The sequence below is a fragment of the Clostridiales bacterium genome (genome assembly GCA_030016385.1).
In the GTDB taxonomy this organism is placed as follows: Bacteria; Bacillota; Clostridia; order Clostridiales; family Oxobacteraceae; genus JASEJN01.
On the sequence record JASEJN010000043.1, the window covers coordinates 1 to 26885 of the forward strand.

General features: G+C 37.1%; 30 protein-coding genes. 28 read left to right on the forward strand and 2 right to left on the reverse strand.

Annotated elements, in window-relative coordinates; translation table 11 throughout:
• Positions 1–324 precede the first annotated feature (324 nt).
• From QME45_10360 to pyrR, 9 genes are all read left to right on the forward strand, one after another.
• Positions 325–654 (forward strand): hypothetical protein, encoded by a 330-nt coding sequence (locus QME45_10360; protein ID MDI6619058.1) that lies wholly within the window; start codon positions 325–327, stop codon positions 652–654.
• A 240-nt stretch (positions 655–894) separates the two neighbouring features.
• The gene (locus tag QME45_10365; protein ID MDI6619059.1) at positions 895–1593 is read left to right on the forward strand and encodes a YggS family pyridoxal phosphate-dependent enzyme; all 699 of its coding nucleotides are present in this window, start codon (positions 895–897) and stop codon (positions 1591–1593) included.
• Positions 1594–1615: 22 nt separating this feature from the next.
• A complete protein-coding gene (gene sepF, locus QME45_10370) occupies positions 1616–2065 on the forward strand; it encodes a cell division protein SepF (protein ID MDI6619060.1) in 450 nt (149 codons plus the stop codon).
• Positions 2066–2080: 15 nt separating this feature from the next.
• Positions 2081–2869, forward strand: a complete 789-nt coding sequence (locus tag QME45_10375; GenBank protein MDI6619061.1) for a YlmH/Sll1252 family protein — start codon at positions 2081–2083, stop codon at positions 2867–2869.
• A gap of 13 nt (positions 2870–2882) precedes the next feature.
• On the forward strand, positions 2883–3419 hold the full coding sequence (locus QME45_10380) for a DivIVA domain-containing protein (protein MDI6619062.1): 537 nt from the start codon (positions 2883–2885) through the stop codon (positions 3417–3419).
• A 217-nt stretch (positions 3420–3636) separates the two neighbouring features.
• Entirely contained in the window at positions 3637–4248 is a 612-nt protein-coding gene (locus QME45_10385; GenBank protein ID MDI6619063.1) for a TraR/DksA C4-type zinc finger protein, read from the forward strand.
• A 168-nt stretch (positions 4249–4416) separates the two neighbouring features.
• Positions 4417–4869: a signal peptidase II gene (locus QME45_10390; GenBank protein MDI6619064.1), complete on the forward strand. Its 453-nt coding sequence runs from the start codon at positions 4417–4419 to the stop codon at positions 4867–4869.
• Between the two features lie 16 nt (positions 4870–4885).
• Positions 4886–5794: an RluA family pseudouridine synthase gene (locus QME45_10395; protein MDI6619065.1), complete on the forward strand. Its 909-nt coding sequence runs from the start codon at positions 4886–4888 to the stop codon at positions 5792–5794.
• Between the two features lie 94 nt (positions 5795–5888).
• On the forward strand, positions 5889–6425 hold the full coding sequence (gene pyrR / locus QME45_10400; protein MDI6619066.1) for a bifunctional pyr operon transcriptional regulator/uracil phosphoribosyltransferase PyrR: 537 nt from the start codon (positions 5889–5891) through the stop codon (positions 6423–6425).
• 24 nt (positions 6426–6449) lie between these two features.
• Here the strand turns inward: pyrR and QME45_10405 are convergent, their stop codons facing one another.
• The gene (locus tag QME45_10405) at positions 6450–8213 is read right to left on the reverse strand and encodes an NFACT RNA binding domain-containing protein (GenBank protein MDI6619067.1); all 1764 of its coding nucleotides are present in this window, start codon (positions 8211–8213) and stop codon (positions 6450–6452) included.
• A 383-nt stretch (positions 8214–8596) separates the two neighbouring features.
• Here QME45_10405 and dapF point away from each other — a divergent pair, with 383 nt between their 5' ends.
• The 19 genes from dapF to QME45_10500 all read left to right on the forward strand — a co-directional run bounded on the left by dapF (position 8597) and on the right by QME45_10500 (position 26368).
• Entirely contained in the window at positions 8597–9460 is an 864-nt protein-coding gene (dapF, locus tag QME45_10410; protein MDI6619068.1) for a diaminopimelate epimerase, read from the forward strand.
• Between the two features lie 70 nt (positions 9461–9530).
• Positions 9531–10451: a carboxypeptidase-like regulatory domain-containing protein gene (locus QME45_10415; GenBank protein MDI6619069.1), complete on the forward strand. Its 921-nt coding sequence runs from the start codon at positions 9531–9533 to the stop codon at positions 10449–10451.
• 411 nt (positions 10452–10862) lie between these two features.
• Positions 10863–11741, forward strand: coding sequence for a YicC/YloC family endoribonuclease (locus QME45_10420; protein ID MDI6619070.1), 879 nt, complete (start codon positions 10863–10865; stop codon positions 11739–11741).
• Between the two features lie 15 nt (positions 11742–11756).
• A complete protein-coding gene (locus tag QME45_10425; GenBank protein MDI6619071.1) occupies positions 11757–12026 on the forward strand; it encodes a DUF370 domain-containing protein in 270 nt (89 codons plus the stop codon).
• 11 nt (positions 12027–12037) lie between these two features.
• Entirely contained in the window at positions 12038–12670 is a 633-nt protein-coding gene (gene gmk, locus QME45_10430) for a guanylate kinase (protein ID MDI6619072.1), read from the forward strand.
• Positions 12651–12875 (forward strand): DNA-directed RNA polymerase subunit omega, encoded by a 225-nt coding sequence (gene rpoZ / locus QME45_10435; protein MDI6619073.1) that lies wholly within the window; start codon positions 12651–12653, stop codon positions 12873–12875. Before gmk ends, rpoZ begins: the two co-directional genes overlap by 20 nt.
• Positions 12876–12879: 4 nt before the next feature.
• On the forward strand, positions 12880–14076 hold the full coding sequence (coaBC, locus tag QME45_10440) for a bifunctional phosphopantothenoylcysteine decarboxylase/phosphopantothenate--cysteine ligase CoaBC (protein ID MDI6619074.1): 1197 nt from the start codon (positions 12880–12882) through the stop codon (positions 14074–14076).
• Positions 14077–14248: 172 nt separating this feature from the next.
• Complete coding sequence (priA, locus tag QME45_10445) at positions 14249–16699, forward strand: primosomal protein N' (GenBank protein ID MDI6619075.1); 2451 nt, start codon at positions 14249–14251, stop codon at positions 16697–16699.
• Positions 16700–16710: 11 nt separating this feature from the next.
• Complete coding sequence (gene def / locus QME45_10450) at positions 16711–17160, forward strand: peptide deformylase (GenBank protein ID MDI6619076.1); 450 nt, start codon at positions 16711–16713, stop codon at positions 17158–17160.
• An 11-nt stretch (positions 17161–17171) separates the two neighbouring features.
• Positions 17172–18107: a methionyl-tRNA formyltransferase gene (fmt, locus tag QME45_10455; protein ID MDI6619077.1), complete on the forward strand. Its 936-nt coding sequence runs from the start codon at positions 17172–17174 to the stop codon at positions 18105–18107.
• A gap of 38 nt (positions 18108–18145) precedes the next feature.
• On the forward strand, positions 18146–18838 hold the full coding sequence (locus tag QME45_10460; GenBank protein ID MDI6619078.1) for a zinc metallopeptidase: 693 nt from the start codon (positions 18146–18148) through the stop codon (positions 18836–18838).
• Positions 18831–20213: a 16S rRNA (cytosine(967)-C(5))-methyltransferase RsmB gene (rsmB, locus tag QME45_10465; protein ID MDI6619079.1), complete on the forward strand. Its 1383-nt coding sequence runs from the start codon at positions 18831–18833 to the stop codon at positions 20211–20213. Before QME45_10460 ends, rsmB begins: the two co-directional genes overlap by 8 nt.
• 1 nt (position 20214) lies before the next feature.
• Positions 20215–21261, forward strand: a complete 1047-nt coding sequence (gene rlmN, locus QME45_10470) for a 23S rRNA (adenine(2503)-C(2))-methyltransferase RlmN (protein MDI6619080.1) — start codon at positions 20215–20217, stop codon at positions 21259–21261.
• Between the two features lie 96 nt (positions 21262–21357).
• Complete coding sequence (locus QME45_10475) at positions 21358–22116, forward strand: Stp1/IreP family PP2C-type Ser/Thr phosphatase (protein MDI6619081.1); 759 nt, start codon at positions 21358–21360, stop codon at positions 22114–22116.
• Positions 22113–23819, forward strand: coding sequence for a Stk1 family PASTA domain-containing Ser/Thr kinase (gene pknB / locus QME45_10480; protein ID MDI6619082.1), 1707 nt, complete (start codon positions 22113–22115; stop codon positions 23817–23819). The genes QME45_10475 and pknB overlap by 4 nt, the downstream gene beginning before the upstream one ends.
• Positions 23820–23847: 28 nt before the next feature.
• Positions 23848–24720 (forward strand): ribosome small subunit-dependent GTPase A, encoded by an 873-nt coding sequence (gene rsgA / locus QME45_10485; GenBank protein MDI6619083.1) that lies wholly within the window; start codon positions 23848–23850, stop codon positions 24718–24720.
• A gap of 80 nt (positions 24721–24800) precedes the next feature.
• Positions 24801–25451 (forward strand): ribulose-phosphate 3-epimerase, encoded by a 651-nt coding sequence (gene rpe, locus QME45_10490; GenBank protein ID MDI6619084.1) that lies wholly within the window; start codon positions 24801–24803, stop codon positions 25449–25451.
• Positions 25452–25455: 4 nt separating this feature from the next.
• Positions 25456–26091: a thiamine diphosphokinase gene (locus tag QME45_10495; protein MDI6619085.1), complete on the forward strand. Its 636-nt coding sequence runs from the start codon at positions 25456–25458 to the stop codon at positions 26089–26091.
• A gap of 121 nt (positions 26092–26212) precedes the next feature.
• Positions 26213–26368, forward strand: coding sequence for a hypothetical protein (locus tag QME45_10500; protein ID MDI6619086.1), 156 nt, complete (start codon positions 26213–26215; stop codon positions 26366–26368).
• A 171-nt stretch (positions 26369–26539) separates the two neighbouring features.
• Here QME45_10500 and rpmB read toward each other — a convergent pair whose 3' ends face one another.
• On the reverse strand, positions 26540–26731 hold the full coding sequence (rpmB, locus tag QME45_10505) for a 50S ribosomal protein L28 (protein MDI6619087.1): 192 nt from the start codon (positions 26729–26731) through the stop codon (positions 26540–26542).
• Positions 26732–26885 lie beyond the last annotated feature (154 nt).

Genomic DNA, 26885 nt, shown 5'->3' on the forward strand with positions numbered 1-26885 from the left:
CAAAACTTTCATAATGCTCATTCGTTGCTCAAAATAACATAATCCAATTTATGCCTGATTTCATATTGCGAATCGAAGTTGCTGCATTGCTGCAAGTGCATGTATATTTTGAAGCACAATGTATAGAATACTTATTGAGGGGGATGGACTTTAGAATAATATTCATGAAACAAAATGTAAGTATATTTTTAGCTTAACATGAAATAGATATAATATGTAGAATTTTCTATTAATTAGGGATAAATTGAAGTACGATTAATATAATTAATTAGAAGGAATACAATAACATGTATAGAAATATATGGTACAAAGGAGATGATTGCCTTGAATCTTGATATAATAAAAAAACGTTTGGAAGTAAAAAACTGGGTAAACGATATATTAAACAGAATAGCATATGAGCAGATGGCCGATATGACAGAGGATGAGCGCATAAACTGTGAGATAAGAAACGTATCATATGCGACAAACAATAATCCATACAAGTTCCAGAAAAAAGCTGATTATGCTGAGTTCACATTTGAAGAAGTTGAAGATGCGATAATATCGGAGGGTCTTAATATACAGAACGTTACAAAGGATCAGGTCAAATCCATAATTCAGAATATAATTAGCCAGAGATTGGGCAGTCAAAAGAATGGGAGCCTGAAGTAAGGCTCATTTTTTTTATTTGTTTAAAAAAAATATGCTTTGAACAGCCGACGCCGTAAAGGATTAAAATAATTGAAAAAAATAGCAAAAAATATTATTAAAGAATAAAAAAATGAAGGAATATAGAATTTTATAGAGAATAGTAAATTACAAGCAGGGAAAATATAACTTTTTTAATGCGTATATGAAAATTGCCGGTGCCTTTATTTGAATTATACATATTTATCGGGAGGCAATAGATGCATGACAATTAAAGAGAATATAGACACAATATTAGAGAAAGTTAATCGAGCCTGTGAAAAGTCAAATCGCAGCAGCAATGAAATAAAACTTATTGCAGTTACCAAAACAGTTGACATAAATAGGATACTGGAAGCTTTGAAATGCAACATAAAATCGATTGGCGAGAACAAGGTGCAGGAAATGACAGAAAAATATCGGCATATAGGCAACATGGCAGAGTGGCATATGATAGGGCACCTTCAAACTAATAAGGTGAAGCATATTATAGATAAAGTATCGATGATACAATCTGTGGACAGCTTGAAACTTATGAATGAAATAAACAAAAGATGTAAAGATATCGATAAAGTAATCGATATACTTATTGAAATAAATATAGGAAGGGAAAGTACAAAATATGGAATAGACCCTTCGGATATTTTAAACTTTATAAAAGAAGCGCCAAAATATGAGAACATAAGAGTCAAAGGCTTGATGACAGTAGCACCGGCACTTGCCAATAAAGAGGAAGTAAGACCGTATTTCAAGGAAATGAAGAAAATTTTTGATGAATTGAAGGACTTGAGTATTAAAAATGTCGAAATGAAATATCTATCGATGGGTATGACGGGCGATTTTGAGATTGCAGTCGAAGAAGGCTCAAATATGATCAGGATAGGTACGGGGATCTTTGGTCCAAGGGATTACTCAAAAAAATAGGATAAACAAGGGAGGTTATAAAATGAGTAATGGTTTTGTCAATAAAGTGCTTGATATTTTTGGAATGGGTGATGAAGACAGCGAAAGGGAGATAGATGGCGAGGCAGAAAACAGAGATGAAGATGAAGAGATAGAGGTAATACAAAATAGTAAAAAAAACAGGGTTTTAAGTATACATTCAAACCAAAATGCAAAGATTGTTATCATAGAGCCTGCAGCATATGATGAAATAACGAATCTTTGCGATTGCCTCAAAAACAGAAAGATTGTTATAGCAAATCTAAAAAACCTTGACCAGAAATTGGCACAAAGATTTGTAGATTTTGCAAGCGGTGCTGCCTATGCGCTTGACGGTGATGTGCAGCAGGTGTCCTGTGGAATACTTCTTTTGACCCCAAGCAATGTCGATGTTACATCGGATCTGAAAGAGGAACTTTCAAGCAAGGGCATATTCAACTGGACTGCTAAATAGGCGTGGGCATATTAATTGGATAAAAGAACCGGTATAATCAAATACTTTAATTCGCCTGAGGATAAGGAATTTGCTTCAAAAATCATCGACACTATAGAGCAGGCCAGGAAAAATCGCGATGTAAAGTATACGCAGTTTTTAGATCCGGCACAGATAAAAATGGCCGAAAAAATAATTGAGCAGTTTGACGGCATAAAATACACAATCTCGTCCGGCATCGAAAACTGTGAAAGGAATATAATCGCTGTTTATCCTGACTATGCAAGCTTTGAGGAGATCAAACTGCCTTTAGATGCAATTTGCATATCGTATAATACCAAATTTGAGAAGATCGGCCATAGGGATGTGCTTGGAGCTATAATGAGCCTGGGAATAAAACGTGAAAAGGTAGGGGATATTTTCTTCAATGATAATAGATGCTTTATTGTCGTTTATAAAGATATAAGTTATTATGTACTTACAAATATGACGAAGATAAAGCATACGCCGGTTAAAGCTGAATACATAGATTTTAAGGATATTAAAAGCAGGGAGTATGAATATAAGGATGTAATGTCGAATGTCGCTTCATTGCGTTTAGACTCGGTGCTCTCCAGCGGTTTTGGTGAATCAAGACGAAGTATATCGAATGAAATTTTAAATGGAAATGTAAAAGTCAATTGGGAAGTTACAGAGGAGCCTCATTTTATAGTGCAGGAAGGGGATACTATATCTTTAAGAGGCAGGGGAAGAATTATACTGTATAAAGTTCTGGGAACTACTAAAAAGGGGAGAATCAATATATTAATTAAGAAAGTAATTTGATGGAGGTGTTTTTATGGGAATAACTCCTATGGATATAAACAATAAGGAATTCAAAAAGTCATTTAGAGGCTATGATATAGATGATGTTGATGATTTTCTCGAACAGGTGGTTGAAGATTATGAGAAGCTGTTTAAGGAAAATGGCGCTTTAAGGGAAAAAATGGCAACTCTCTCTGAAAAGATAGAACATTATTCTAAAATCGAAATGACATTGCAAAATACACTTGTTCTTGCCCAGGGAGCAGCTGATCAAGCCAAATCCAATTCACAGAAGGAAGCTGAGCTCATAATAAAAAATGCAAATGATACCGCTCAGAGGATTATTGATCAGGCGCATACCGAAGTTGTGAGGATAACCAGTGAGTATGAGAAGGTAAAAAAGGAGTTTCAACTGTTTAAATCGAAATATAAAAACTTCATTCAGACTCAGCTTGATATATTGAGTGAGATAGATGATGAAGAAGATGAAAGCTCGGACAGCACTGCCGATGATGCCAAAGAAGCTTCAAAAACGAATAATGTTGTAGACAGCGATAATAATGCATATTAAAAAAAGCCTGAAAGGGCTTTTTTTAATATGCATTATTATTATGGTTAAAAAATAAATAAATGGAGAAATTATTTTTGAGAATATATAAAGCTAGAATCTGAGTAAAAAACGCCCAGAAGAATACAAATCAATATATGAATTGGGATTTAAGATGATTCAAAGTGCGATATAGCGATTTCAGATAAATTCTATAAATTAGACTGAATGGAGGAATACTATGGATCGTAAAGATATTGAGTACTTTAAAAAAAGGCTGGAAGATGAAAAAGCGGATATTGAAAGAAAGATCAAACGCATAGATGAAAACCTTGGCGTCGGAGATTCATTGAGAGATGGAATATCGGAATTATCATCCTACGACAACCATCCTGCCGATATCGCCAGCGAGACATTTGAGGCAGAAAAAAACAGAGCGCTCAAGGCAAATGAGATGAATTACTTTAAGAGGATTGAGGACGCCCTTGAAAGGATAAATAACGGAAAGTACGGAATATGCGAAATCTGTGGCAGGGAAATTGAGAAAGAGAGATTGAATGCGGTGCCGTATGCAAACCTGTGCATAGACTGTGAAAAAACAAAAAAGCAAAACTATAAGACTTATAGTAAAGATAGGCCTGTAGAGGAGGAAGTATCCGGATATCCATTTAGTAAAAACGGCATGAGCGAAGAAGATTATACGGGATATGACGGAGAGGATACATGGCAGGAACTTGAAAGCTATAATTCAATTAATTATATGCTTCAGGATGATGATGAGGATGAAAACATGCAGGGAGTAGTTGAAAAAACAGATAAGATAAGCAATGAACAGTATAAAAGGCAGCTTTAGGAATGTCTGATATCCGATATAGCTTATTAGTTTGTGGGCTGATATCTGTGGCTTCTAAGTCACAAGGTAGGCCCACTTAAGATTTTTGAGCCATAAAACCCATTGGAGATTCGATGCTTGTTGTATTTTAGAAATATATATATAATTTAAGTGGAGGCATTAGATCAGATGTTTTTAATAATTACAGCTTTAATTGTAATAATCGATCAGGTAACAAAGTATTTGGCATATATATATCTTCAGCCTCAAAATACAGTACCGGTCATAAATAATTTTTTTTATTTGACATATTTTCAAGGTACCGAAACAGCGGCTAACATCCTAAGCGATAAGAGGATGGTGTTGAATGGCAGGTTTGCGTCGCTTATTATATTAATTGTGGTATTGTTCATAGCGATTTATGTGTGCAGGAGCACTATAATAAATATAAATTTTAAAATAGGCATAACACTGGTAATATCTGGGGTTATCTCTAACCTTATAGATAAAATAAGATCAGGATATGTTGTTTATTTTATAGATTTTGATATTTATCCTGTATTCAATTTTGCAGATTTTGCAGTGATACTGGGTTTTTTCTATATATTGTTTATTGTATTTTTGGAAACTAAAAATGTTTGATAAAAGAGGACTAAATATGGAGCATAAAAAGTTGATATCGAGAGCCGATGGTGAAAGGGTTGATACATATATATCCAAAAATATTGCTGAATTATCGAGAAGTTATATAAAAAAATTGATTGAAAATCGGCAAATATTGGTTAATAATAAAAGTATAAAGCCGGATTATAGATTAAAAATCAATGATGTGATACTGATAGATATACCTGAACCTGTAAAATTAGATGTAAAAGCCGAAGATATAAAGCTGGATATACTGTATGAAGATGAAGATGTCATAGTTGTTAACAAACCACAGGGGATGGTTGTCCATCCTGCGGCAGGCAATTATTCGGGAACACTTGTAAATGCCTTGCTTAAACATTGTACAAACCTATCAGGAATAAACGGCGTATTGAGGCCGGGCATAGTGCACAGGATAGATAAGGATACAAGCGGAGCATTGTTGGTTGCAAAAAATGACAGAGCTCACAGAATACTTGCAGAGCAGATAAAAAATCATACGGTAAACAGAAAATACATAGCCATCGTTGAAGGTATAATAAGGGTGGATTCGGGTACAATTGAAGGAGCAATTGGAAGAAGCCATAAAGATAGGTTGAAGATGGATGTTGTTCCGGGAGGGAAACCTGCCATAACTCATTTCAAAGTCATGGAAAGATTTAAAAATGAGACGCTTATAGAGGTAAGGCTTGAAACCGGCAGGACGCATCAAATAAGGGTACATATGTCCCACATAGGCCATCCCTTACTTGGTGATCCCTTATATGGATACAAAAATCAAAACTTTAACCTTAAAGGACAGGCATTACATGCTGCATTGATTGGATTCATACACCCGTCAAGCGGCAAATATATGGAGTTTAAAGCTCCGCTTCCCGAGTATTTCAAGGATTTAATCGACTATTTAAGAAGTATTGCATGATAAATACATTTTCAGAGGAGTCATTAGAATATGGGACGTACAAATATAAAATATACACCCTTAGGATAGAACTTTATAGAAAGAGATGATTGATTTGATTGAGAAAGCCAAGATAATGGATGAGAAGGGCATAACGAGAGCCTTAATAAGGATTTCCCATGAAATTATCGAAAGAAATAAGGGGGTACAGGATGTTGCTTTAATAGGCATAAAAAGAAGAGGGGTACCTCTTGCAAAAAGAATTTCCGATGAAATATATAAAATTGAGAATGTAAGATTAAATGTAGGCATACTTGATATCACCCTATACAGGGATGATTTAAGCTCATTGCATGACCAGCCCGTTGTAAACAGTACAAGTATAGACTTTGACATAAAAGATAAGGTACTTATACTTGTGGACGATGTATTATATACGGGAAGAACGGTACGGGCCGCAATGGATGCATTGATACATATCGCAAGGCCAAAATCCATCCAGCTGGCGATACTTATAGACAGAGGGCATAGGGAACTCCCTATAAGGGCGGATTATGTGGGTAAAAATGTACCGACATCTAAAAGCGAAATAGTATGTGTCAATTTATCCGAAGTTGACGGTTATAATGAAGTTGTAATAAATGAGCTATAGGAGGAGAATATTCCTCTCCTATAGCTATTCTATTCTTTTCATATTGCTTATAACGTTATCATCCGGTGTTATATATATTGTTTTGTTCGTATAGTAAATTACCATGCCGGGTTTTGCACCGGAAGGTTTTTTAACGTTTTTCCTTTCCGTATAATCAACCGGTACATTTGATGAATTTTTGGCTTTACTGTAAAAGGCCGCCAAGCTTGCAGCTTCAATAATAACTTTTTGATCGACTGCTTTGTTTGAAGTCCTGATTATAACATGGGATCCCGGTATATTTTTAGTGTGCATCCATATGTCGGAGGGGTTTGAAAGCTTGAATGTCAGGAAATCGTTCTGAACGTTATTTTTACCGACATAGATATCCGTACCGCTTTCCGAAACAAAATGAAGAGGTTTTGACTGGGTTCTTTTTCTCGATGCAGTCTTTTTCCTTTTCTTTATATAGCCCTGTGAAACAAGCTCATTTCTTATTTCTTCTATTTCATCATCTTCAGTACAATTTTGCAGATTGATAAGCTGGTTTTCAAAGTATTCTATTTCGTTTAAGTTTTCTTCTTCCTGCACTTTGACGGCTTTCTCCGCATTTTTATATTTATTGTATATTTTATAATATTTTTGGGCATTTTGTACAGGCGTCAGCATGATATCAAGGGGTATATCGATAAAGCTTCCTTTCTCATCAAAATAATTCAGTGCTTTTATATTATTGTCTCCTTTTTTTATGCTGTATAAATTTGACATTATGAGGTCGGCATTTATTTTCCATTTGTCCTTGCTGCTGCATTGGAGAAGCTTTTCTTTTTGTATGGAAAGCTTTTTGAGGCACCTGTTTAAATTGTTGTTGACGACTCTTAATATGTCTGCTGATTTTTGCTTGATTCTATCGGCTTTATCCTTATTATAAAAGAACTTTTCAATTGTTTCCGAAATACTTTTGTATGAATCTGACTTAAAATTACCCAGATAGCGAAGCCTGAATGAATAAAAGTCGGTGGCATGAGAGTCATCATAATAAATGCAAGGCTCAAAGCTTTTATCTATTATTTTTTGAATAAAAGCTTTTACGGAATCCATTAAAGCATCCGTTTTTTCCCCCGATAGATTTAAAATAGAAAATCCGCTTCCGATTCCGGCATTGTTTATTATTTCCCTGGATGCAAAAATACTTATTCCTTCTATATTATTTGCAATGAATTTCTCGGTTTTTAAATCCTGAGTGTTTTTGCTGATCCTTTCCATCAGGTCATCGCAGTTAAATTCAAGGGGATTTATCTTATCCTGCTTGGGAGGATACTTATAGGCGATTCCAGGCATAATCTGCCTGAAACTGCTCATATCGGACGTTATATGTTTTATACTGTCTACAACGGTATTGCTTTTTTCATCTATCAATATGATATTGCTGTGTCTGCCCATTATTTCGCAAGTAAGAATTTTATTCGATAAAATTCCGAGATCATCATAGCACTCTATATAGATCTTAATAATCCTGTCTAAATTGAACTGTTCTATATTTATAATTTTACCGCTTATTATATGCTTTCTTAACACCATGCAAAACATAGGTGCGTTTATGGGGTTTCGTTTATTTGTATTTGTAAGGTGAACTCTCGGATAATTAGGGCTCGCAGACAAAAGAAGCCTGAAATTTTCATTCTTATTCCTGATGCTTAATATAACCTCGTCTGTTTCAGGCTGTGATACTTTATCTATTTTGCCGCCTGTAAGGGTGCTTTTAAGTTCACTTGCGATGTTCCTTGTGACTACTCCGTCAATTGGCATTTTGATTCCTCCAGAATAAATCCATATGTTATAATAAATTTGTAATTCGTAATTTGAAATCAGGCATAAATAGGATTATGTTATTTTGAGCAACAAATGAGCATTATGAGAGTTTTGATAAGTTCTTGGCCTTGCTGCCGCAAAAGAATCCTTAGAGCTTTTGATAAGAATCCTTAGAGCTTTTGATTGTCTGAGCGTAGGCGAGTTTCAAAAGCTCTTGGATTCTCAAAGTTGCTGGCCTTAGAACTTACAAAACTTGAATCTGACGAATGAGTGTTCAAAATAACATAATCTTGAATTACGGATTGAAATTCATAATAAATAATAAAACTTTATGATTTCATTTTAAGGCATTTGGAGCATATTTTAAAGGGGTGATTTATATGATTTTTACCAAGATGCAGGGTACAGGCAACGATTTTATCGTTATTGAAGATTTTGAATGCAAATATAAAAAATATTATTCTCAAATGGCAAAAAAATTATGTGACAGGCATTTTGGCGTCGGAGCGGATGGATTATTGATCGCAAGCAAATGCGATGATGCAGATGCTTTCATGTTTATATATAATTCAGACGGTTCTTTGGCTGAGATGTGCGGAAACGGCGTGAGATGTTTTGCAAAATATATATATGACAGGCATCTTACCGATAAAACAACAGTAAAAATAGGCACATTGGATGGATTAAAGGAAGTTCAGTTGATTCTTGAAAATGGAAATGTGGCTAAAGCAAAAGTCAATATGGGTACTCCGAGGTTTGAAACCAAAAATATACCTGCTGTTTTTAATAAAAATATAATATTGAACGAACCTGTTAAAATAGATTCATATTCATTCAATATCACATCGTTATCAACCGGTGTTCCCCATACCGTTATATTTGTTTCAAGTCTTCCTGAAGATAGGTATATAAAGAAAATAGGCCCTATGGTTGAAAATTACGATATCTTCCCTGAAAAAACAAACGTGAATTTTGTCCTTGTAAAAAACGGAAATGAATTTTATATGAAAACATGGGAAAGGGGAGCAGGATTGACTCTTGCCTGCGGCACAGGAGCATGTGCATCCCTGGCGGCGTGTGTGATTAACGAAAAAACGCAAAATGCAGCAATAGCCCATGTCCCTGGCGGGGATCTTTTTCTGGAATGGGATAAGAGCAGCAATAATATTTATATGACAGGCCCTGCTTTAACTGTTTTTAAAGGCGATTACTTTTTGAATATTTGTCCTCTTTTTGTTGATTAAAATTGGAATATATAGATAAAGAAGGAATAATATTATACCACAAGGTAATTTCTTTGAAGGAGGAACAAATTTGAAGTTTGTCTCTAAAATATTATTAGTAGCTTTAGCTATCGGCATTTGTGCAGGTTTTAGCGGATGTACCAAAAATACAGACTCCACAAATATACAGCTGGAAAACGATGAGGAAGGGAAAATACTGATTACAGTAAAAGATAAATCTTCTCAAAAACCGGTAAGCGACGCAAATGTTATTATTGTCGGTATGGATGACTACTTCAAGACAAATGACAAGGGACAGTCACCGGAAATTTCTTTAAAGATAAACAAGGACTTATATAAAAAATACGGCGATACTTTATATAAAAAGGCTCCATCAGGTTCTGCGACAGTTATAGTATCAAAGGATGGATATAAGGATTATATCTTATTCAACAAGCCTGTATATGCCGGATACAGTGCCAATAATGTGAACATACAAATGTCTAAGTCAACAGATAAAGATAAGGGTAAATATACTATCGATGTTCAGTATCCCCATGATCTATGGGTGAAGGAGCTTGTAGCCCATTGCAAGGAAATAAACGGAGAAAATGCCGGCAATGGCGAATATAAAATAGGAGTGGGCGTAAAGGATGCCAATTCGAAATCCTTGGAAGGCGCGTTTGTCACAATACCGGAACTTGGCATCAAGACAAAGACTGATAAGAGCGGAAAAGCTGTATTAAAGCCTGGAATAATAGGAAACATGGCCGACGAATATCCCGTCAAGAAGGATCTTAACGAATATACGGTTGTGATTTATAAGGATGGCTATGTACCTTCAGTTGTGTTTAGCGTGTCAGCAGGTAAAAACAGCGATGGAAAGGTGGATATCAAGCTAAAAGGCAGCAAGGATCCTGCGAATGAGAATTGCTCAGTGACATATCAGCCGTTTGACAGCGAATGGATAAGCAAAGTGATATCGGCTGTCAAAGAAAGTTATAAGGAATAGGTGCGGAAAAAACTTCCACACCTTTTTTATTCTCTGCAATTAAAAATACATAATAAAAAAAATATGAAGAATAATTACCATTATAAAATATAAAATATCCGCCCATGATGATGGTGTAGATTCTTGAAAGTTCATTTGACAAGTTTCGAGGTTCGCGGTCTTTGAAAATCAAGAATTTTTGTTCATGTTTTGGCAGAAACTGAAGAAAGATTTCGCAATGCATATTTATTGTTTAAAAATCAATATCTTACTTAAATATTGCCTTATTTTAAATTGAAAATGAGCTTAATTTGTATTTTTTATTGAAATATATTAATATATGCTTGAAAATAAGGCTTTATTTTCATATAATTATAAGGAATTAAATATTGTTTTTTGAAAGCATGTTATAATATTGGAAGGATGAATAATATGGTTAAAAGCATGACAGGATTCGGAAGAGGTTCATATGAGGAAAACGGTCGCAGTTTTACCGTTGAAATTCGGACCGTAAACCATAGATATGCCGATATATCTATAAAACTTCCCAGGCAGTTAAGCTATCTTGAAGATGAAGTAAGAAAATATGTGCTACAATATATTTCAAGGGGAAAAGTCGACATTTTTATTACTCAGGATAAGTTTAGAGAAGAAGATATTTCGGTAAGTATAGACGATGCGGTAACTTCCGCCTACATAAAAGCTTTATACGAACTCAGGGATAGATATAAATTAGAAGACGATATCACTGTTTCGGTTATATCAAAACTACCTGACATATTAAATATATCAAAAGCTGAAGAAGATAAGGAAGATGTATGGAATACATTGAAAAATGCCATACATATTTCTTTGGATGAACTGATCGCTATGAGGGAAACAGAAGGGAAAAAGATATCAGGCGATATACTTGAAAGGGGTAAGTATGTAAGAAGCATAGTCAAGAAGATAGAAGCGAGATCTCCTGTAGTTGTCCAGGAATACAAAGATAAACTGGCGGAAAGAATAAAAGAAATAATGGGTGATGTATGCGTGGACCAAACAAGGTTAGCGATGGAGGTCGCACTATTTGCCGATAGAAGCAGCATAACCGAAGAGATCGTAAGATTGTACAGCCATCTTGATCAACTGCAGACTATCATTTCAGAAAATGAACCTGTCGGACGGAAGCTTGATTTTCTGGTTCAGGAGATCAACAGGGAAATCAATACCATAGGTTCAAAAGCAAGCGATCTGGAAATCACAAATTATATCGTGGAAGCGAAAAGCGAAATTGAAAAAATAAGGGAACAAATACAAAATATTGAATAGGAGAGAGGTGCCATTATGGGAGTTAAATTGATTAATATTGGTTTTGGAAATATCGTATCAGCAAACAGACTTATCGCAATCGTAAGCCCCGAATCCGCCCCTATAAAGAGGATAATACAGGAAGCAAGAGATAAGGGCCTGCTTATAGATGCAACATATGGAAGAAGGACAAGAGCGGTTATAATAACAGACAGCGACCATATAATTCTCTCGGCCGTACAGCCTGAAACCGTTGCGCACAGGTTGTCTTCAAAAGATTCATTAGACTTAGAGGATGAGGAATAGGGGATATTCAAATGATTGAAAGAGGTCTATTAATAGTAATATCTGGACCGTCAGGTGCTGGAAAGGGTACGTTATGCAAGGCGCTATTGGAGAAAAACAAGGGACTCAGCCTGTCCATATCGATGACTACAAGAACCCCGAGAAAAGGCGAGATCGATGGAGTCAATTATTTCTTCAGGGATAGACAGACTTTTGAAAAGATGATAAATAATAATGAATTCCTCGAATACGCCAGGGTATATGATAATTATTACGGTACTCCGAGAAAATATGTGGAAGATATTATATCCAAGGGCAAGGATGTGATACTGGAGATCGACATACAGGGTGCTTTAAAGGTAAAAGAAATTTATGATAAGGGCGTTTTTATCTTCATACTGCCTCCGTCTATGGAGGAACTTAGAAACAGGATAAAAAAGAGAGGCTCCGAAACGGAAGAATCTTTTCTCAAAAGGTTTAAAGCCGCATATATGGAAATAAATTATATATCGAAGTATAATTATGTTGTTGTAAATGATACAATTGAAAATTCTGTCAAAAAGCTTGAAAGCATTATTATTGCTGAAAAATGCCGCATAGACAGATATAAGGATAATTTTTTGAGGACTAAGGAGGGACTTTTGCATGAACGATTCTATGATTAATCCGCCAATTTTATCTTTATTAAAAAAAGTAGATAACAGGTATGCTCTTGCTGTTGTAACTGCAAAGAGGGCAAGGCAGCTTATATCAGGTGAAAAGAAACTTACGGACTTTGATTCTACAAAACCTGTTACGATTGCAATACATGAAATAAATGAAGGAAAAATCACGTATGAAAGTGTGAAAGCAGATAAAAAAGAGGAATGATGTTATGGCAAACGGTATCAATATCGTTATAGGGATATGTGGCGGAATAGCAGCTTATAAAGGGCTTGAGCTGGTCAGCGCATTAAAGAAGCTTGAGTTCAATATAGATGTTATAATGACAAAAGCCGCAACAAAATTTGTGACTCCGTTAAGTTTCCAGTCTCTATCTTTAAATCCGGTTGTTGTAGATATGTTTGAACAGCCAAAAACATGGGAGATAAGCCATATATCTCTCGCCAAAAAGGCTGATATATTTGTTGTAATACCTGCAACTGCCGACATTATCGGCAAAGTCGCATGTGGCATTGCGGATGATATGCTCACAACTACGATAATGGCCACGAAAGCGCAGGTTTTATTTGCGCCGGCGATGAACACCAAAATGTATGAAAACTTGATAGTGCAGTCCAATATTAAAAAGCTGAGGGAATACGGATATCATTTTGTAGAACCTGCAGTGGGCAGGCTGGCATGCGGGGATGTCGGCAAGGGCAAGCTTGCGGATGTTGATGATATTCTGGATGAAATAGGCACGCTTATTGTTAAGAAAAAAGATTTTAAAGGCTCACGGGTGCTTGTCACAGCGGGTCCTACGATAGAACCCATAGATCCTGTGAGGTATATAACAAATCGCTCTTCAGGGAGAATGGGGTATGCCATAGCAGAATGTGCAAGGGACCGTGGGGCAGAGGTTCTGCTGATTACAGGGCCAGTGCATATCAAGGAACCAAGAAATATAGATATTATTCACATTAAGACGAATGAAGATATGTATTCTTCCGTGATGGAGAATTATAAAAATTGTGATGCCGTTATAAAGGCTGCCGCACCTGCTGATTACAGACCTTTGGAATATTCCAAACAAAAAATCAAGAAAAATAAGGGCGAACTTGTTTTGAAGCTGACAAAAAATATCGACATATTAAATGAGCTTGGGAAAATAAAGGGCGATAAAATACTTGTAGGATTTGCAGCAGAAAGCCAAAACATCATAGAGAATGCCAAAGAAAAACTTGAAGAAAAAAATCTCGATTTTATAGTTGCAAATGATATTTCTTCCGTGGATACCGGTTTTAATTCGGAATACAACAAGGCATGCATCATAAGCCGCGATAGAACAGAGGATTTGCCGCGCATGAGCAAGCGTGAATTAGCGGATAAAATACTCGATAATATCAAGCGGATTTCCGCAAATAAGTGAAATAAGTTGTAATGTATAAAATTTATAAAACTTGATCCCGCTTTGGCGGATATTTAAAAATAAACGTACTGTAATTTCATGGTGTATTGAATCATCTGAATATACACTGATGATTCGGTACGCTTTAATTTAATTATTGAAGATGTAAGTTAATCGTATTGGAGTGACTATTATGCCTAAATATGCGGAAGTTGCCGTAGATTGTTTTATAAACGACCCAAAGGGATTTGGTACTTTTGATTATGTTATACCGGAAAAAATGAACGATGAATTGAAAACAGGCATGAGAGTCGTAGTGCCTTTTGCCGGAAGAGCAAAAGAGGGATATATTATAAATATAAAGGATAGATCTAGTGTAGACCTTTGCAAGTTAAAAGAGGTAAATTACATACCTCAATTTAACGATATTTTTAATGAAAGGCAGCTTATGCTGGCGAAATGGATGAGCCGGAAATACATTTGTCCCATTATTGAATGCCTGAAATGCATACTGCCGCATGAAGCTTCGATGAAAGAGAAAAAATATGTCAAACTAAAGGATAATGTGGATATTGAAAGCCTCAGCCTTAATAGCAATGAGGCTGAGATTGTAAAGAGCATAAAAGAAAAGGGCGGCCGCATATTGTTTGATTTACTGGACGACAGGCAGAAAAGGCTTGTAGGTAAGCTCCAGTCTGCCGGAATCGTTGCTTTAGAGAGCATAATGAAAGAGGGATTAAAGGAAAAATATATAAAAGGCATCCGTTTGAAAGTCAAGGATCCAGAGTTGTCTTTGCTATTGCATGAAATGCAAAAAAGCAAAAGGGTTAAATTGCAGGTAGATCTGATAAATTTATTGAACAGGCTGAATAAAACTGTTCCCGAGAGGGAACTTACAGATGGCTATAAGGTAAGTTCAAGTACCATAAATACGCTGGTCAGAAAAGGAATCGCAGATAAAGTTGATATACCGGTCAGAAGGAATCCATACGATGATTCCATGTTTTCTAAAAACGCATATCCTGTATTGACAGATGACCAGAGAAATGTTATAAACAGGATACTTGGTGAATATTATAATCACGTTTCAAGGAATTTTCTGATACATGGCGTTACAGGAAGCGGCAAAACTGAAGTATACATGAGGCTTGTAGAGGATATCATCAAAAATGGCAAACAGGCCATCGTACTTGTTCCGGAAATATCGCTGACACCTCAGACTATCGAAAGATTCAAAGGAAGGTTTGAAAAAGTAGCCATAATACACAGCAGGCTTTCTGCAGGCGAAAAATACGACGAGTGGAAACGCATAAAACAAGGGAAGGTAGATGTAGTCGTAGGTGCAAGATCCGCCGTATTTGCCCCTTTTGACAATCTGGGCATTATCATTATCGACGAGGAGCAGGAGGATAGCTATAAATCCGATATGACTCCAAAATATAATGCGAGGGAAATCGCATACAAAAGGTGTGAGATAGAAAACGCAATGTTGGTTTTAGGGTCTGCAACCCCGAGCATCGATACATTTTATGATGCTCAGCACGGTAAATATGTTATCTGCAGGATGCCCAAAAGAGTCGACAACAAAAAGCTTCCCGTCATAGAAGTCGTCGATATGAGATTGGAAGTTGAATCCGGGAATAAAACTATATTCAGCAGAAAACTTTTCAGGGAGATGAAAAACAGTCTGCATAACGGGCAGCAGATTATACTGTTCTTAAACAGAAGGGGATATTCTACATTTGTTTCATGCCGCAAATGCGGCATGGTTATAAAATGTCCGAGATGCGATGTTTCATTGACTTATCATATCGACAGGAATATATTGAACTGCCATTATTGCGGGTACAGCATGAGGCCTCCTGATATATGTCCATCATGCAAAAGCAGATATATTAAATATTTCGGCATAGGTACTCAGAAAGTAGAGTCGGAGGTTAAAAAATATTTTCCTGAAGCCAGGGTGCTTCGGATGGATTTTGATACGACAACGAAAAAAGGTTCCCATGATAGATTGTACAGGGCCTTTAAAAATAGAGAGGCGGATATATTGATAGGAACACAGATGGTATCGAAGGGTTTGGATTTCCCGGGTGTATCGTTGGTTGGGATTATTGCTGCGGATCTAACGCTGAATATACCGGATTACAGGTCCAGCGAAAGATCTTTTACTCTTATAACCCAGGTTGCAGGAAGGGCGGGAAGAGGGGAAGATCCCGGAAAGGTCATAGTCCAGACATATAATCCTGAGCACTACAGCATAGTGGCAGCGGTAAATAAGGATTTTATAGGTTTCTATAATAAAGAGATAAAGATAAGGAAAGCGTTGAATTATCCCCCATTTTCCGAACTTATCAACATTGTCGCTTCATCAAAAAATGAAAAAGATGCGGCACTCATGATAAAAAAAATTGCATATACTATTTATGAAAAGTTCGGCATGGATGAAAAAAGATTCGTAATCCTGGGCCCTTCTTCCGCGCCTATATCCAGAATAAATATGTACTATAGGTGGCAGATCATATTAAAAGGCACGTTTGACGATGAATTGAAAAAGCAGATTAAGCTGATAGTAAATAATTTTGCTATGAGAACAAACTCTATAAGGATTAACATAGATATCGATCCTGTGAGTTTAACATAAGGAGGAAAAAAATGGCTATTAGAAAGATCAGAATAGTTAATGACGAGATATTGAGAAAGAAAAGCAAGAAGGTTGACAAGGTCAATAAGAGAATACAAATACTGCTTGATGACATGGCGGAGACAATGTATGCTGCAGATGGCGTCGGGCTTGCAGGCCCCCAGGTAGGCGTTTTAAGGAGAGTAATAGTACTGGATGCCGGAGAGGGGATTATTAAGCTTGTGAATCCTGAGATAATAAGTTCTTCAGGGGAACAGACGGATGTTGAAGGGTGCCTTAGCATTCCCGATGTCCGCGGCGAGGTAAAAAGGCCTCAATCCGTCGTCGTGAAGGCTTTAAACGAGAAGGGAGAAAGTATTCAAATAAACGGCTCTGCACTTTTGGCAAGGGTATTGTGCCATGAAATTGATCATTTGGACGGGATATTATTTACTGACAAAACAATAAGGATTGTTGAATAGGAAGTGTTTTTATGAAAGTTGTTTTTATGGGTACTCCTGATTTTGCAGTACCTCCCCTGGAATATTTGATAAGGGGAAAATATAATATAGCATGCGTTGTGACACAGCCCGATAAGCCAAAGGGACGGGGAAACAGGCTGGCAATGTCGCCGGTTAAGGAAAAGGCGCTGGAATATAAAATACCTGTCGAACAGCCTGTAAGCATAAGAAAGGATACAGCGTTTAAAGAGAAGCTAAAGCTGATGGAGCCTGATATTATAATTGTTGCAGCATTCGGACAGATATTGCCGTCTGATGTTTTAGCGATACCGAAATATGGGTGTATAAATATCCATGCATCTCTTCTCCCGAAGCTTAGAGGCGCAGCGCCGATAAACTGGGCTATTATAAACGGTGAGGATAAAACAGGTATTACTACGATGTTTATGGATGCGGGACTGGATACAGGCGATATACTTATGCAGCAGACTACTTTGATAGGAGAGAATGAAACTGCGGGAAGTCTGTATGACAGGCTTAAAATAATGGGCGCCGAGATGATTATTAAGACTTTAAAGGCTTTAGAAGGCGGAACATTAAAAAGGCAGCCTCAGGACAGCCTGAAGTCCACTTATGCGCCGATGCTTAAAAAGGATACTGGAAGGATAATGTGGGAAAATTCATCGATTCAGATCAAAAATCTTGTAAGGGGCACTAATCCGTGGCCCGCAGCATTTACAACCATAAACGGCATGAAATTGAAGGTATGGGAAACAGATTTGGAGCTTGGATCAGCTGAATTTAAAGACCCGGGGACTATATGGAAAATAGATAAATGCGGGATACATGTACATGCAGGATATGGTGGGATACTTATAAAGCAGGTGCAGGCGAAAAACGGCAAAAGAATCGATGCATATTCGTACACATTGGGGCACCATATAGATACAGGGACTGTTTTGGAGTAAGATAAAATATGTACCATCAGGTGAGGAGGTAATTAATTATGCCATTTAGTTATTTTTATGATCCTACAATTATTATATTGATTCCGGCAATGCTTATCGCCTTATATGCGCAAATAAAGATCAAATCGACTTTTGAAAAGTATTCAAGGGTAAGGAGCGGCAGCGGTTATACCGCTTCACAGACGGCAAGGTACCTTTTGGACAGAGCAGGGCTAAATGACGTACCTGTTGAGATGATTGCAGGAAGTTTAACCGATCATTATGATCCGAGGTCAAAAACACTCAGGCTGTCGCAGACAGTCTACAACAGCGGTTCTGTTGCGGCCATAGGAGTCGCAGCTCATGAAACCGGCCATGCTGTCCAGGATAATGTAAAATATGCGCCTTTGATTCTAAGGAATGCATTTGTACCCGTTGCAAATTTCGGTTCGAATGTTTCATGGGTACTAATATTTCTTGCATTTATTACAGGAATTCCATATTTGTTAAAGTTAGGTATTATTTTGTTCTCGGCGGCAGTGCTTTTTCAGATAATAACCCTGCCCGTGGAATTCAATGCAAGTTCCCGAGCCATTAAGCTTTTGGAATCCGAAGGCATATTGTATGGAAGCGAAGTTGGTGCGGCGAAAAAAGTGCTTTCGGCTGCAGCACTGACATATGTTGCCGCTGCATTGGTTGCCATCTCTCAGCTTCTGAGGCTGATATTCCTTGGCAGGAGACGAAATGACTGATTATTCAAATATGGGAGGGAAAAAGGTAGAGAAAGTTGACAATGCAAGAGAACAAGCTTTGATAATAATTACGGATGTATTTAGAAAAAATGCTTATTCCAATTTATTGTTGAAAAACCTTGGCCGGAAATTTTCGCCTCTCGATCAGGCTTTTATAACAGAGCTTGTTTATGGGACGATAAAATGGAAACTTAGAATCGACAATGCCATAAATCATATATCAAATAAAAAAATAGATGATATATCCTTGTATGCGCTGAATATTTTAAGGATGGGTATCTATCAGATAGATTTTATGAATAAAGTGCCTGAATTCGCTTCGGTAAATGAAAGCGTAAAGCTTGCTAAAAAGTATGAAAACGAGGGCGCTGCGAAATTTGTCAATGCAGTACTCAGAAATTATCTGCGAAAGCACGACTCTGTTGTTTTACCCGATAAAAGAAGGGATTGTGTAAAGTACCTTTCCGTTGCGTATTCTTTTCCAGAATGGATTGTCAAAAAACTTACGGAGGAATATGGAATGGAATTTACGGAGGAATTTTTAAAATGCAGCAATGACGTTCCTTCCTTGACGGCGAGGGTAAATACCCTAAAGACAAATAAGGAAAATATATTTAAGTCTTTGGCGGATGATGACATAGATGTTCTAGATGCTAAATATATGAAGGATGCATTTACATTTAAAAATCCTTCAAACATAGGCGGATTAAGGCAATATAAAGACGGTCTTTTTACTATACAGGATGAGAGTTCGATGCTTGCGGTTAAAATTCTCTCGCCCCGTTCAGGAGAATTTATAATGGATGTTTGCAGTGCGCCCGGGACCAAATCGACATATATGGCTGAGCTTATGGATAATAAAGGTACTGTTATTTCAGGGGATATAGCATACAATAAGTTGGGACTCATTGATAAGGACGCAAAAAGATTGGGTATAAATATAATAAAGACAATTTGCAATGATGCATCGGGTGTCAATGGATACTATGCCGGCAAAGCCGACAGGGTGCTTGTCGATGCACCTTGTTCAGGATTTGGCATCATGAATAAAAAACCTGAAATCAGATGGAACAGGACGATGAAGGACATAGAGAGCATTGAGAGGACGCAGAGCTTAATACTCAGTGCATCCTCGAAATATGTGAAACCGAAAGGTATATTGGTTTATAGCACATGCACGGTATTGAAGAGCGAGAATATCGATATCATCGATAATTTTTTAAAAAGCAATAGTAATTTTTGTATGGAGGATATATCATACGATGTACCTCAAAAATTATTAAAGCCTTCATGCAGATCAGGCTATATTAATATATACCCGAATACAGACGGTATAGATGGTTTTTTTATTGCAAAACTGCGAAGGATGGAGTAACATGGAATCTGATAAATTAAATTTAAAAAATATGTCAGTAGATGAGTTAGGGAATTTATGTGTTAAACTTGGTGAAAAGAAATTCAGGGGTGAACAGATATTCAGATGGATTTACAAGGGTATTGAGAAAATCGATGAGATGTCTAATCTGCCGGAGGCATTCAGAAAAAAGCTGAATGAAAATACATGTATAAGCAATCTGGCGATTGTACGAAAGTATGTATCTAAAATAGATGGGACTTCAAAGTATTTATTGAAAACAGATGATGGAAACATAATAGAGAGCGTGCTTATGGAGTACGGTTATGGGCTTAGCGCATGCATCTCAACTCAGGTAGGATGCGCAATGGGCTGCAGATTTTGTGCTTCAACCATAGGCGGCTTTGTAAGAAATCTGTCTCCGGGTGAAATGGCTGATGAGATACTCAAGATGGGCAGAGATTGCGGCCGCAGGATATCGCATATCGTTTTGATGGGAAGCGGTGAGCCTCTGAACAATTTTGAAAACGTAATAAAATTTTTAAGTATAGTTAATTGCCAAAAGGGATTGAATATAGGTATGAGGCACATTACCATTTCAACCTGCGGCTTGGTTCCGGAAATAATAAGGCTGGCGTCCCTTAACTTGCAAATAACGCTTGCAGTGTCCCTTCACGCTCCAAATGATGAGATAAGAAAAAGAATTATGCCTGTGGCATATAAATATAATATAAATGATGTTATAAATGCCTGCAGGGAATACGCTGATAAGACAAAAAGGAGAGTAACATTTGAATATTCCCTTATCGATGGCGTAAATGACGGCCCTTTAGAAGCATATGAATTGTCAATGCTTCTAAAGGGTATGTTATGCCATGTGAATTTGATACCGATTAATGAAATAAAGGAAAGAAATTACAGAAAGTCAGATGCAAGGCACATTGATGAATTTAAAAGGATCCTTGAAAAAAACAGTATAAGCGTAACCGTACGCAGGGAACTGGGTGCAGACATAAATGCAGCATGCGGACAGTTAAGGAGAGATTATATATCAAAGAATATGAGTTGAGATCTTTTGTATAGTTGTAATATTAGAGTATATTTAATTAAATTCCTCAGATTGAAGCAAAATAAGATATTTTTTCAGGGGGAGCTGAATGAAAGATTGAAAACAGCATGCATAACAGATGCAGGTAAATTGAGAAAAGAAAATGAAGACAGCTTTTGTCATCAAAAGTTGAAGAATGGTCTTGAATTATTTGCGGTGGCAGATGGAATGGGAGGATATAATGCCGGAGAAGTTGCAAGCAATATCGCTGTAAAAGTTGTATCGGAATACTGTACCCAGCATATTGAAGATGATGTTAAATCCGATGATGTAATACATATTTTAGATGATGCGATTGCAAAAGCCAATAAAGTTATTTATGATGAATCGATAAAAAATAAAGATTACAGCGGTATGGGAACCACTATAGTTGCGGCCATAACAAATGGTGAAGATATGATAATCGCTCATGTAGGTGACAGCAGGGCATATATTTTAAAAGACAACAGTCTAAATAAGCTGACGAATGATCATTCATTAGTCGCAGAAATGGTAAGAGACGGAATGATAACCGAAGATGAGGCGCAAAGGCATCCTAAAAAAAATATAATTACCAGGGCTTTAGGTACCGATGAAAATGTAAAGGTTGATATTCAGAAGATACATATATCCATGGATGATACTGTTTTATTATGTACTGATGGATTATCAAATATGATAGAAGATAAAATAATAGAGCAAATGCTTATTAAAAACAGCGATGTAAATAAATGCGCCAGGGAACTTGTTGACTTAGCCAATAAGCTTGGCGGACGCGATAATATTACCGTGATAATTGCAAAACAATCAAGCCCGGATAGCGAGGTGAAACAATGATCGGAAAGGTATTGCACAGCAGATATGAGATTATCGAAAAAATTGGCGAAGGCGGCATGGGGCTTGTATATAAAGCTAAAGACCATTTATTGAATAGATTTGTTGCTATTAAAATATTAAAGCCTGAACTTATGGAAGATGAAGATTTTATAAAAAGGTTTAAAAAGGAATCGTTGTCTTCAGCAAGCCTATCCCATCCCAATATTGTCAATATATATGATGTGGGTTTTGAAGATGGAATCTATTATATAGTGATGGAATATGTAAAAGGGAAAACATTGAAAGATATTATAAGGGAAAGAGCGCCCCTGCCTTATTATGAGGTGATAAACATCAGCAGGCAAGTGTGCCTGGCTCTCGATCATGCCCATAGCAATAATATAATTCATAGGGATATAAAACCTCAAAATATATTAATGACTCAGGATGGCATCGTAAAAGTAGGCGATTTTGGGATTGCGAGGGCATCTAATTCCGCTACCCTTACGAACACTGGAAGTATAATAGGATCAGTGTATTATATTTCACCTGAGCAGGCAAGAGGCGGATACACAGATGAAAAAACCGATATTTATTCTTTAGGTACGGTTATGTATGAACTGGCTACGGGCAGGGTGCCTTTTATGGCCGACAGTCCTGTCGTAGTGGCGTTAAAGCACATACAGGAGCAGGTTACCAGGCCTTCTGAAATTAACCCTGATATACCTTCCGCTCTGGAGGACATTATTCTGAAATGCCTTGAGAAAAGTCCGGCTATGAGATATCAATCTGCATCGGCAGTCATAAAGGACCTTGACAGAGCTTCGTCTAACCCGAATATGCAGATGCAATCCAAGCATGACAGTTTAAATGATATAACGAGAGTTATGCCTGCAGTAAAAGAAGAATATTTAAATGATAAAAATGATGATGATAACGATAATGATATCGATGATGATAACAAGGAAAAATTTGACAGTGGAAAGCATAGGACTAAAAAAAGGATAAACAAAGGCTGGGCTGCGGCAATAATTATACTGCTGACGATTATCACGGCTTCCGTGCTTTTTATATTTACGGCTAAATCGAAAATACAGAATAAAGATATACCGGTGCCTGATGTAATGGGCAAAGATGAAAATACCGCCATGCAGACGATTAAAAATGCCAATCTCGGTATGGAGGTTATAGGACGGGATTACGATGAGAAACCCGAAGGCACGGTTATATTTGAGAATCCCGAAGCAGGAACACCTGTTAAGGCCGGTTATACCGTAAAGGTTAGAGTAAGCAAGGGGGAGGAGAAAGTCAGCGTTCCTCCTGTTGTAGGGCTGACACAGGCCGATGCCATTGCACAGATAGAAGGGGCAGGACTTGCAGCAGGGAATATCGTCCCTATAAACAGCAACGATGTCGATAAAGGAAAGATAGTAAGCCAGAAGCCGGATGCCAACAGTGAAGTCGTAAAGGGTACTGTAGTGGATTTATATGTAAGCAGCGGTCCAGAGATAAAGCTTGTGCCGGTACCCGATCTTTCCGGATATACCTTGGATAACGCAGAAAAGGTACTTAAAGAAAATAAGCTTAGTGTCGGGAATGTCACTAAAGAGACTGATCTGTCTAAACCTAATGGTATTGTCATAAAACAAAGCGCAAGGGATGTATCTGTTCCGGAGGGCAGCAAAATAGATATAACTATAAATCAAATTCCCGTATCGAGTTAGATCAAAGCTGCTGCAAAGGAGGAACTATATGCCTGATGGTATAATAGTAAAGGGTATAAGCAGCTTTTACTATGTTAGAATTAAAGATAAGATAATCGAATGCAGAGCCAAGGGTAAGTTTAGAAATGAGCATATCGTACCTTTTGTGGGTGATTATGTCGATATATCCCAAAAGGGTGACAGCTTTATAATCGATAAAATATATCCGAGGGTTACTGAACTTAAAAGGCCGCCGGTTGCTAATATAAATCAAGTCGCAATAGTGCTTGCTGCTGCAAAGCCAGAGCCTAATTTCGCTCTGCTTGATAAATTGCTGATAACGGTTGCAAATGATAAGCTAAATGCCATAATCTGCATCAACAAGATTGACATTATATCTGCCGATGCCATAGAGGAACAACTGGAACCTTATAGTGATGCCGGATACAGGATTATATATACTAGCACTGTTAAAAATACAGGTATGGAAGAGTTAAAAAGGGAGCTTGAGAATAAAATAACCGTGCTCGCCGGCCCTTCAGGAGTCGGGAAATCATCCATTTTAAATATGCTCGATCCGGGTATAAACCTTAAAACAGGTGAAATCAGCAGAAAGATTGAAAGGGGTAGGCATACGACTAGGCACTGTGAGCTCATCAATATATCCGATAAAAGCTTCGTGGCCGATACTCCCGGATTCAGCTCAATAGATATAGAATCCATAAAGAAGGAGAAATTGGCATATCTGTTTCCTGAATTTTTGGACTTTTTAGGCGGATGCAAGTATCCAGGTTGCATGCATGTGACAGAACCCGGCTGTGCAGTAAAAAATGCAGTTTTAGAAAATAAGATCAATAAACGAAGATATGATTCATATATAACTTTATTTAATGAGCTGAAAAATATTAAGAACTTTAAATAGTTATCTATAACCCGTGTAAATTCGTACATTAGTGGACAGTATTCTAATGTATAATGGTTATTTATAAGGAGGAACTGTGAATGATAAGAATTGCCCCTTCAATATTATCGGCAGATTTTTCAAATCTTGCTGCTGATGTAAAAAGGGTGGAAAATGCAGGTGCGGATCTTCTGCATATAGATGTCATGGATGGGAACTTCGTGCCGAATATAACAATAGGACCTGGTGTAATAGCTTCATTAAAAGATAAGACAAGGCTTCCATTCGATGTACATCTGATGATCATGGAACCCGAAAGATACATAGAGAATTTCGTAAAAGCAGGTGCCGATATAATATCCGTGCATGTTGAAACTTGCATGCATCTTAGCCGAACGATTTCGCTTATCAAGGAATATGGAGTAAAGGCTGCGGTAGCTCTTAATCCTGCCACTTCCTTATCGACTCTCGATTATGTGCTGCAGGATCTCGATATGGTACTCTTGATGACCGTAAACCCTGGATTCGGGGGCCAGAGTTTTATAAATTCCATGATAAATAAGATTGCTTCTCTTAAAAAAATAATAGATGAGAAAAAATTGATAATGGATATAGAAGTCGATGGAGGAATAAACAGCGACAATATATCAAGCGTTATAAATGCAGGCGCAAATGTCATAGTTTCAGGTTCGGCCATATTTAAATCGAAGGATATAAAGGGCACAATAGAAAGATTCAGGACTGCGGGGTAATGTTATGAGGGCTGTTGTAGTATCGCATGGTATGATAAAGGAATTTGAATCCGCAAGAGAGATCATGAAATCCGGAGATATCGTCATTTGTGCAGACGGCGGGGCTGAATATGCCATAAGATGTGGAATAACACCTGATGTTCTGATCGGTGATTTCGATTCTATCGATAGTGAGATTCTAAACAAAATTAAAAACCTGAATTGCAAGATAATAAAATACCCGAAAGAAAAAGACTATACAGATACAGAACTTGCTGTAAACTATGCTGTTGATGGAGGATACAAGAGCATAACGATTTTGGGGGGCATCGGGGAAAGGCTCGACCATACGCTGGCTAATATTTTCTTGCTTTTAAAGCTTGCAGGGGCAAATATTGAAGCAAAGATAATAAATGAGAAAAATGTGATATATGTCATAAATGATAAAACAGAAATATGCGGCGATATTGGCGATACGTTATCTCTAATCCCCGTAGGCGGTGATGTAAGGGGAATATATACGGAAGGGCTTAAATATAAGCTTTCCGGGCGAACAATTGCGATGGGAAGCCCAATCGGGGTATCAAATGTCTTTACTTCAGAAAAAGCGAAAGTTAAAATCGAATCCGGATATCTGCTGATTATAAAATCGAAGGATTAATAGGCCTATACACATAAATTATTTAAAGTGTATTATTCCAGATGGTGTCCATTTTTTATTAACAATTTCCATATCGATGAATATTATAATATTAAAGTTAGAATCCTTAGGGGGCAGATCTGTGAAAATACACTACAGAGGTAAAAGGCTGCTGGGTTTAATACTTATTTCTTTGGGAGTCGGCATATTTCTGGTTATAATACTTCCTCTATGGGGATGGCTTGCGATCGCAAGCATTGGGTTGATATGTATCGGATGGTTTTGCTTTAGAAGGTGAAATTATTAAAAAGAGAGGCGTTTTTCCATGAAAATAATAGTAATCAAGCTTCCGAAATTCCTCGGGAAAATCATAAAAAAATTCATAAAGGTTTCATAACATGAAATATCCTGAAACAGCAAATAAAAAAAGGCTTCAATAATAGTTGAAAGCCTTTTTCGTTCAATAAAACTATATTGCCCTTTGCACCTTGCCTGAGCGAAGGCATCTTGTACAAACATTTATTGTTTTTGGAGTGCCATTTACAATGGCTTTAACTCTTTTAATATTTGGAGCCCAAGTCCTGTTCGATCTCCTGTGGGAATGACTGTATTTAATTCCAAACTTAAGCCCCTTATTGCATATTTCACATCTTCTTGACATATATAAACACCTCCTTCACTCCTCGGCACATTACAACAATAATTGAATTCAAACATTACTTATTTTAGCACACAAATAGTGCTATTGGCAACTTATATTTATCTTGAGTTTCCGCAAACTGTAACTAAAAAATGAATGGATCTGTTCGAAATGC

What these genes read in the sequence shown, in the direction of transcription:
- rpmB (MDI6619087.1), bottom strand. Translation starts at nt 26,731, where the DNA reads ATGTCAAGAAGATGTGAAATATGCAATAAGGGGCTTAAGTTTGGAATT.
- rlmN (MDI6619080.1), top strand. Translation starts at nt 20,215, where the DNA reads ATGGAATCTGATAAATTAAATTTAAAAAATATGTCAGTAGATGAGTTA.
- QME45_10420 (MDI6619070.1), top strand. Translation starts at nt 10,863, where the DNA reads ATGGTTAAAAGCATGACAGGATTCGGAAGAGGTTCATATGAGGAAAAC.
- sepF (MDI6619060.1), top strand. Translation starts at nt 1,616, where the DNA reads ATGAGTAATGGTTTTGTCAATAAAGTGCTTGATATTTTTGGAATGGGT.
- rsmB (MDI6619079.1), top strand. Translation starts at nt 18,831, where the DNA reads ATGACTGATTATTCAAATATGGGAGGGAAAAAGGTAGAGAAAGTTGAC.
- dapF (MDI6619068.1), top strand. Translation starts at nt 8,597, where the DNA reads ATGATTTTTACCAAGATGCAGGGTACAGGCAACGATTTTATCGTTATT.
- pknB (MDI6619082.1), top strand. Translation starts at nt 22,113, where the DNA reads ATGATCGGAAAGGTATTGCACAGCAGATATGAGATTATCGAAAAAATT.
- rpoZ (MDI6619073.1), top strand. Translation starts at nt 12,651, where the DNA reads ATGAACGATTCTATGATTAATCCGCCAATTTTATCTTTATTAAAAAAA.
- fmt (MDI6619077.1), top strand. Translation starts at nt 17,172, where the DNA reads ATGAAAGTTGTTTTTATGGGTACTCCTGATTTTGCAGTACCTCCCCTG.
- gmk (MDI6619072.1), top strand. Translation starts at nt 12,038, where the DNA reads ATGATTGAAAGAGGTCTATTAATAGTAATATCTGGACCGTCAGGTGCT.
- QME45_10425 (MDI6619071.1), top strand. Translation starts at nt 11,757, where the DNA reads ATGGGAGTTAAATTGATTAATATTGGTTTTGGAAATATCGTATCAGCA.
- QME45_10405 (MDI6619067.1), bottom strand. Translation starts at nt 8,213, where the DNA reads ATGCCAATTGACGGAGTAGTCACAAGGAACATCGCAAGTGAACTTAAA.
- priA (MDI6619075.1), top strand. Translation starts at nt 14,249, where the DNA reads ATGCCTAAATATGCGGAAGTTGCCGTAGATTGTTTTATAAACGACCCA.
- coaBC (MDI6619074.1), top strand. Translation starts at nt 12,880, where the DNA reads ATGGCAAACGGTATCAATATCGTTATAGGGATATGTGGCGGAATAGCA.
- QME45_10380 (MDI6619062.1), top strand. Translation starts at nt 2,883, where the DNA reads ATGGGAATAACTCCTATGGATATAAACAATAAGGAATTCAAAAAGTCA.
- QME45_10385 (MDI6619063.1), top strand. Translation starts at nt 3,637, where the DNA reads ATGGATCGTAAAGATATTGAGTACTTTAAAAAAAGGCTGGAAGATGAA.
- def (MDI6619076.1), top strand. Translation starts at nt 16,711, where the DNA reads ATGGCTATTAGAAAGATCAGAATAGTTAATGACGAGATATTGAGAAAG.
- rsgA (MDI6619083.1), top strand. Translation starts at nt 23,848, where the DNA reads ATGCCTGATGGTATAATAGTAAAGGGTATAAGCAGCTTTTACTATGTT.
- QME45_10365 (MDI6619059.1), top strand. Translation starts at nt 895, where the DNA reads ATGACAATTAAAGAGAATATAGACACAATATTAGAGAAAGTTAATCGA.
- QME45_10390 (MDI6619064.1), top strand. Translation starts at nt 4,417, where the DNA reads ATGTTTTTAATAATTACAGCTTTAATTGTAATAATCGATCAGGTAACA.
- QME45_10495 (MDI6619085.1), top strand. Translation starts at nt 25,456, where the DNA reads ATGAGGGCTGTTGTAGTATCGCATGGTATGATAAAGGAATTTGAATCC.
- QME45_10460 (MDI6619078.1), top strand. Translation starts at nt 18,146, where the DNA reads ATGCCATTTAGTTATTTTTATGATCCTACAATTATTATATTGATTCCG.
- rpe (MDI6619084.1), top strand. Translation starts at nt 24,801, where the DNA reads ATGATAAGAATTGCCCCTTCAATATTATCGGCAGATTTTTCAAATCTT.
- QME45_10395 (MDI6619065.1), top strand. Translation starts at nt 4,886, where the DNA reads ATGGAGCATAAAAAGTTGATATCGAGAGCCGATGGTGAAAGGGTTGAT.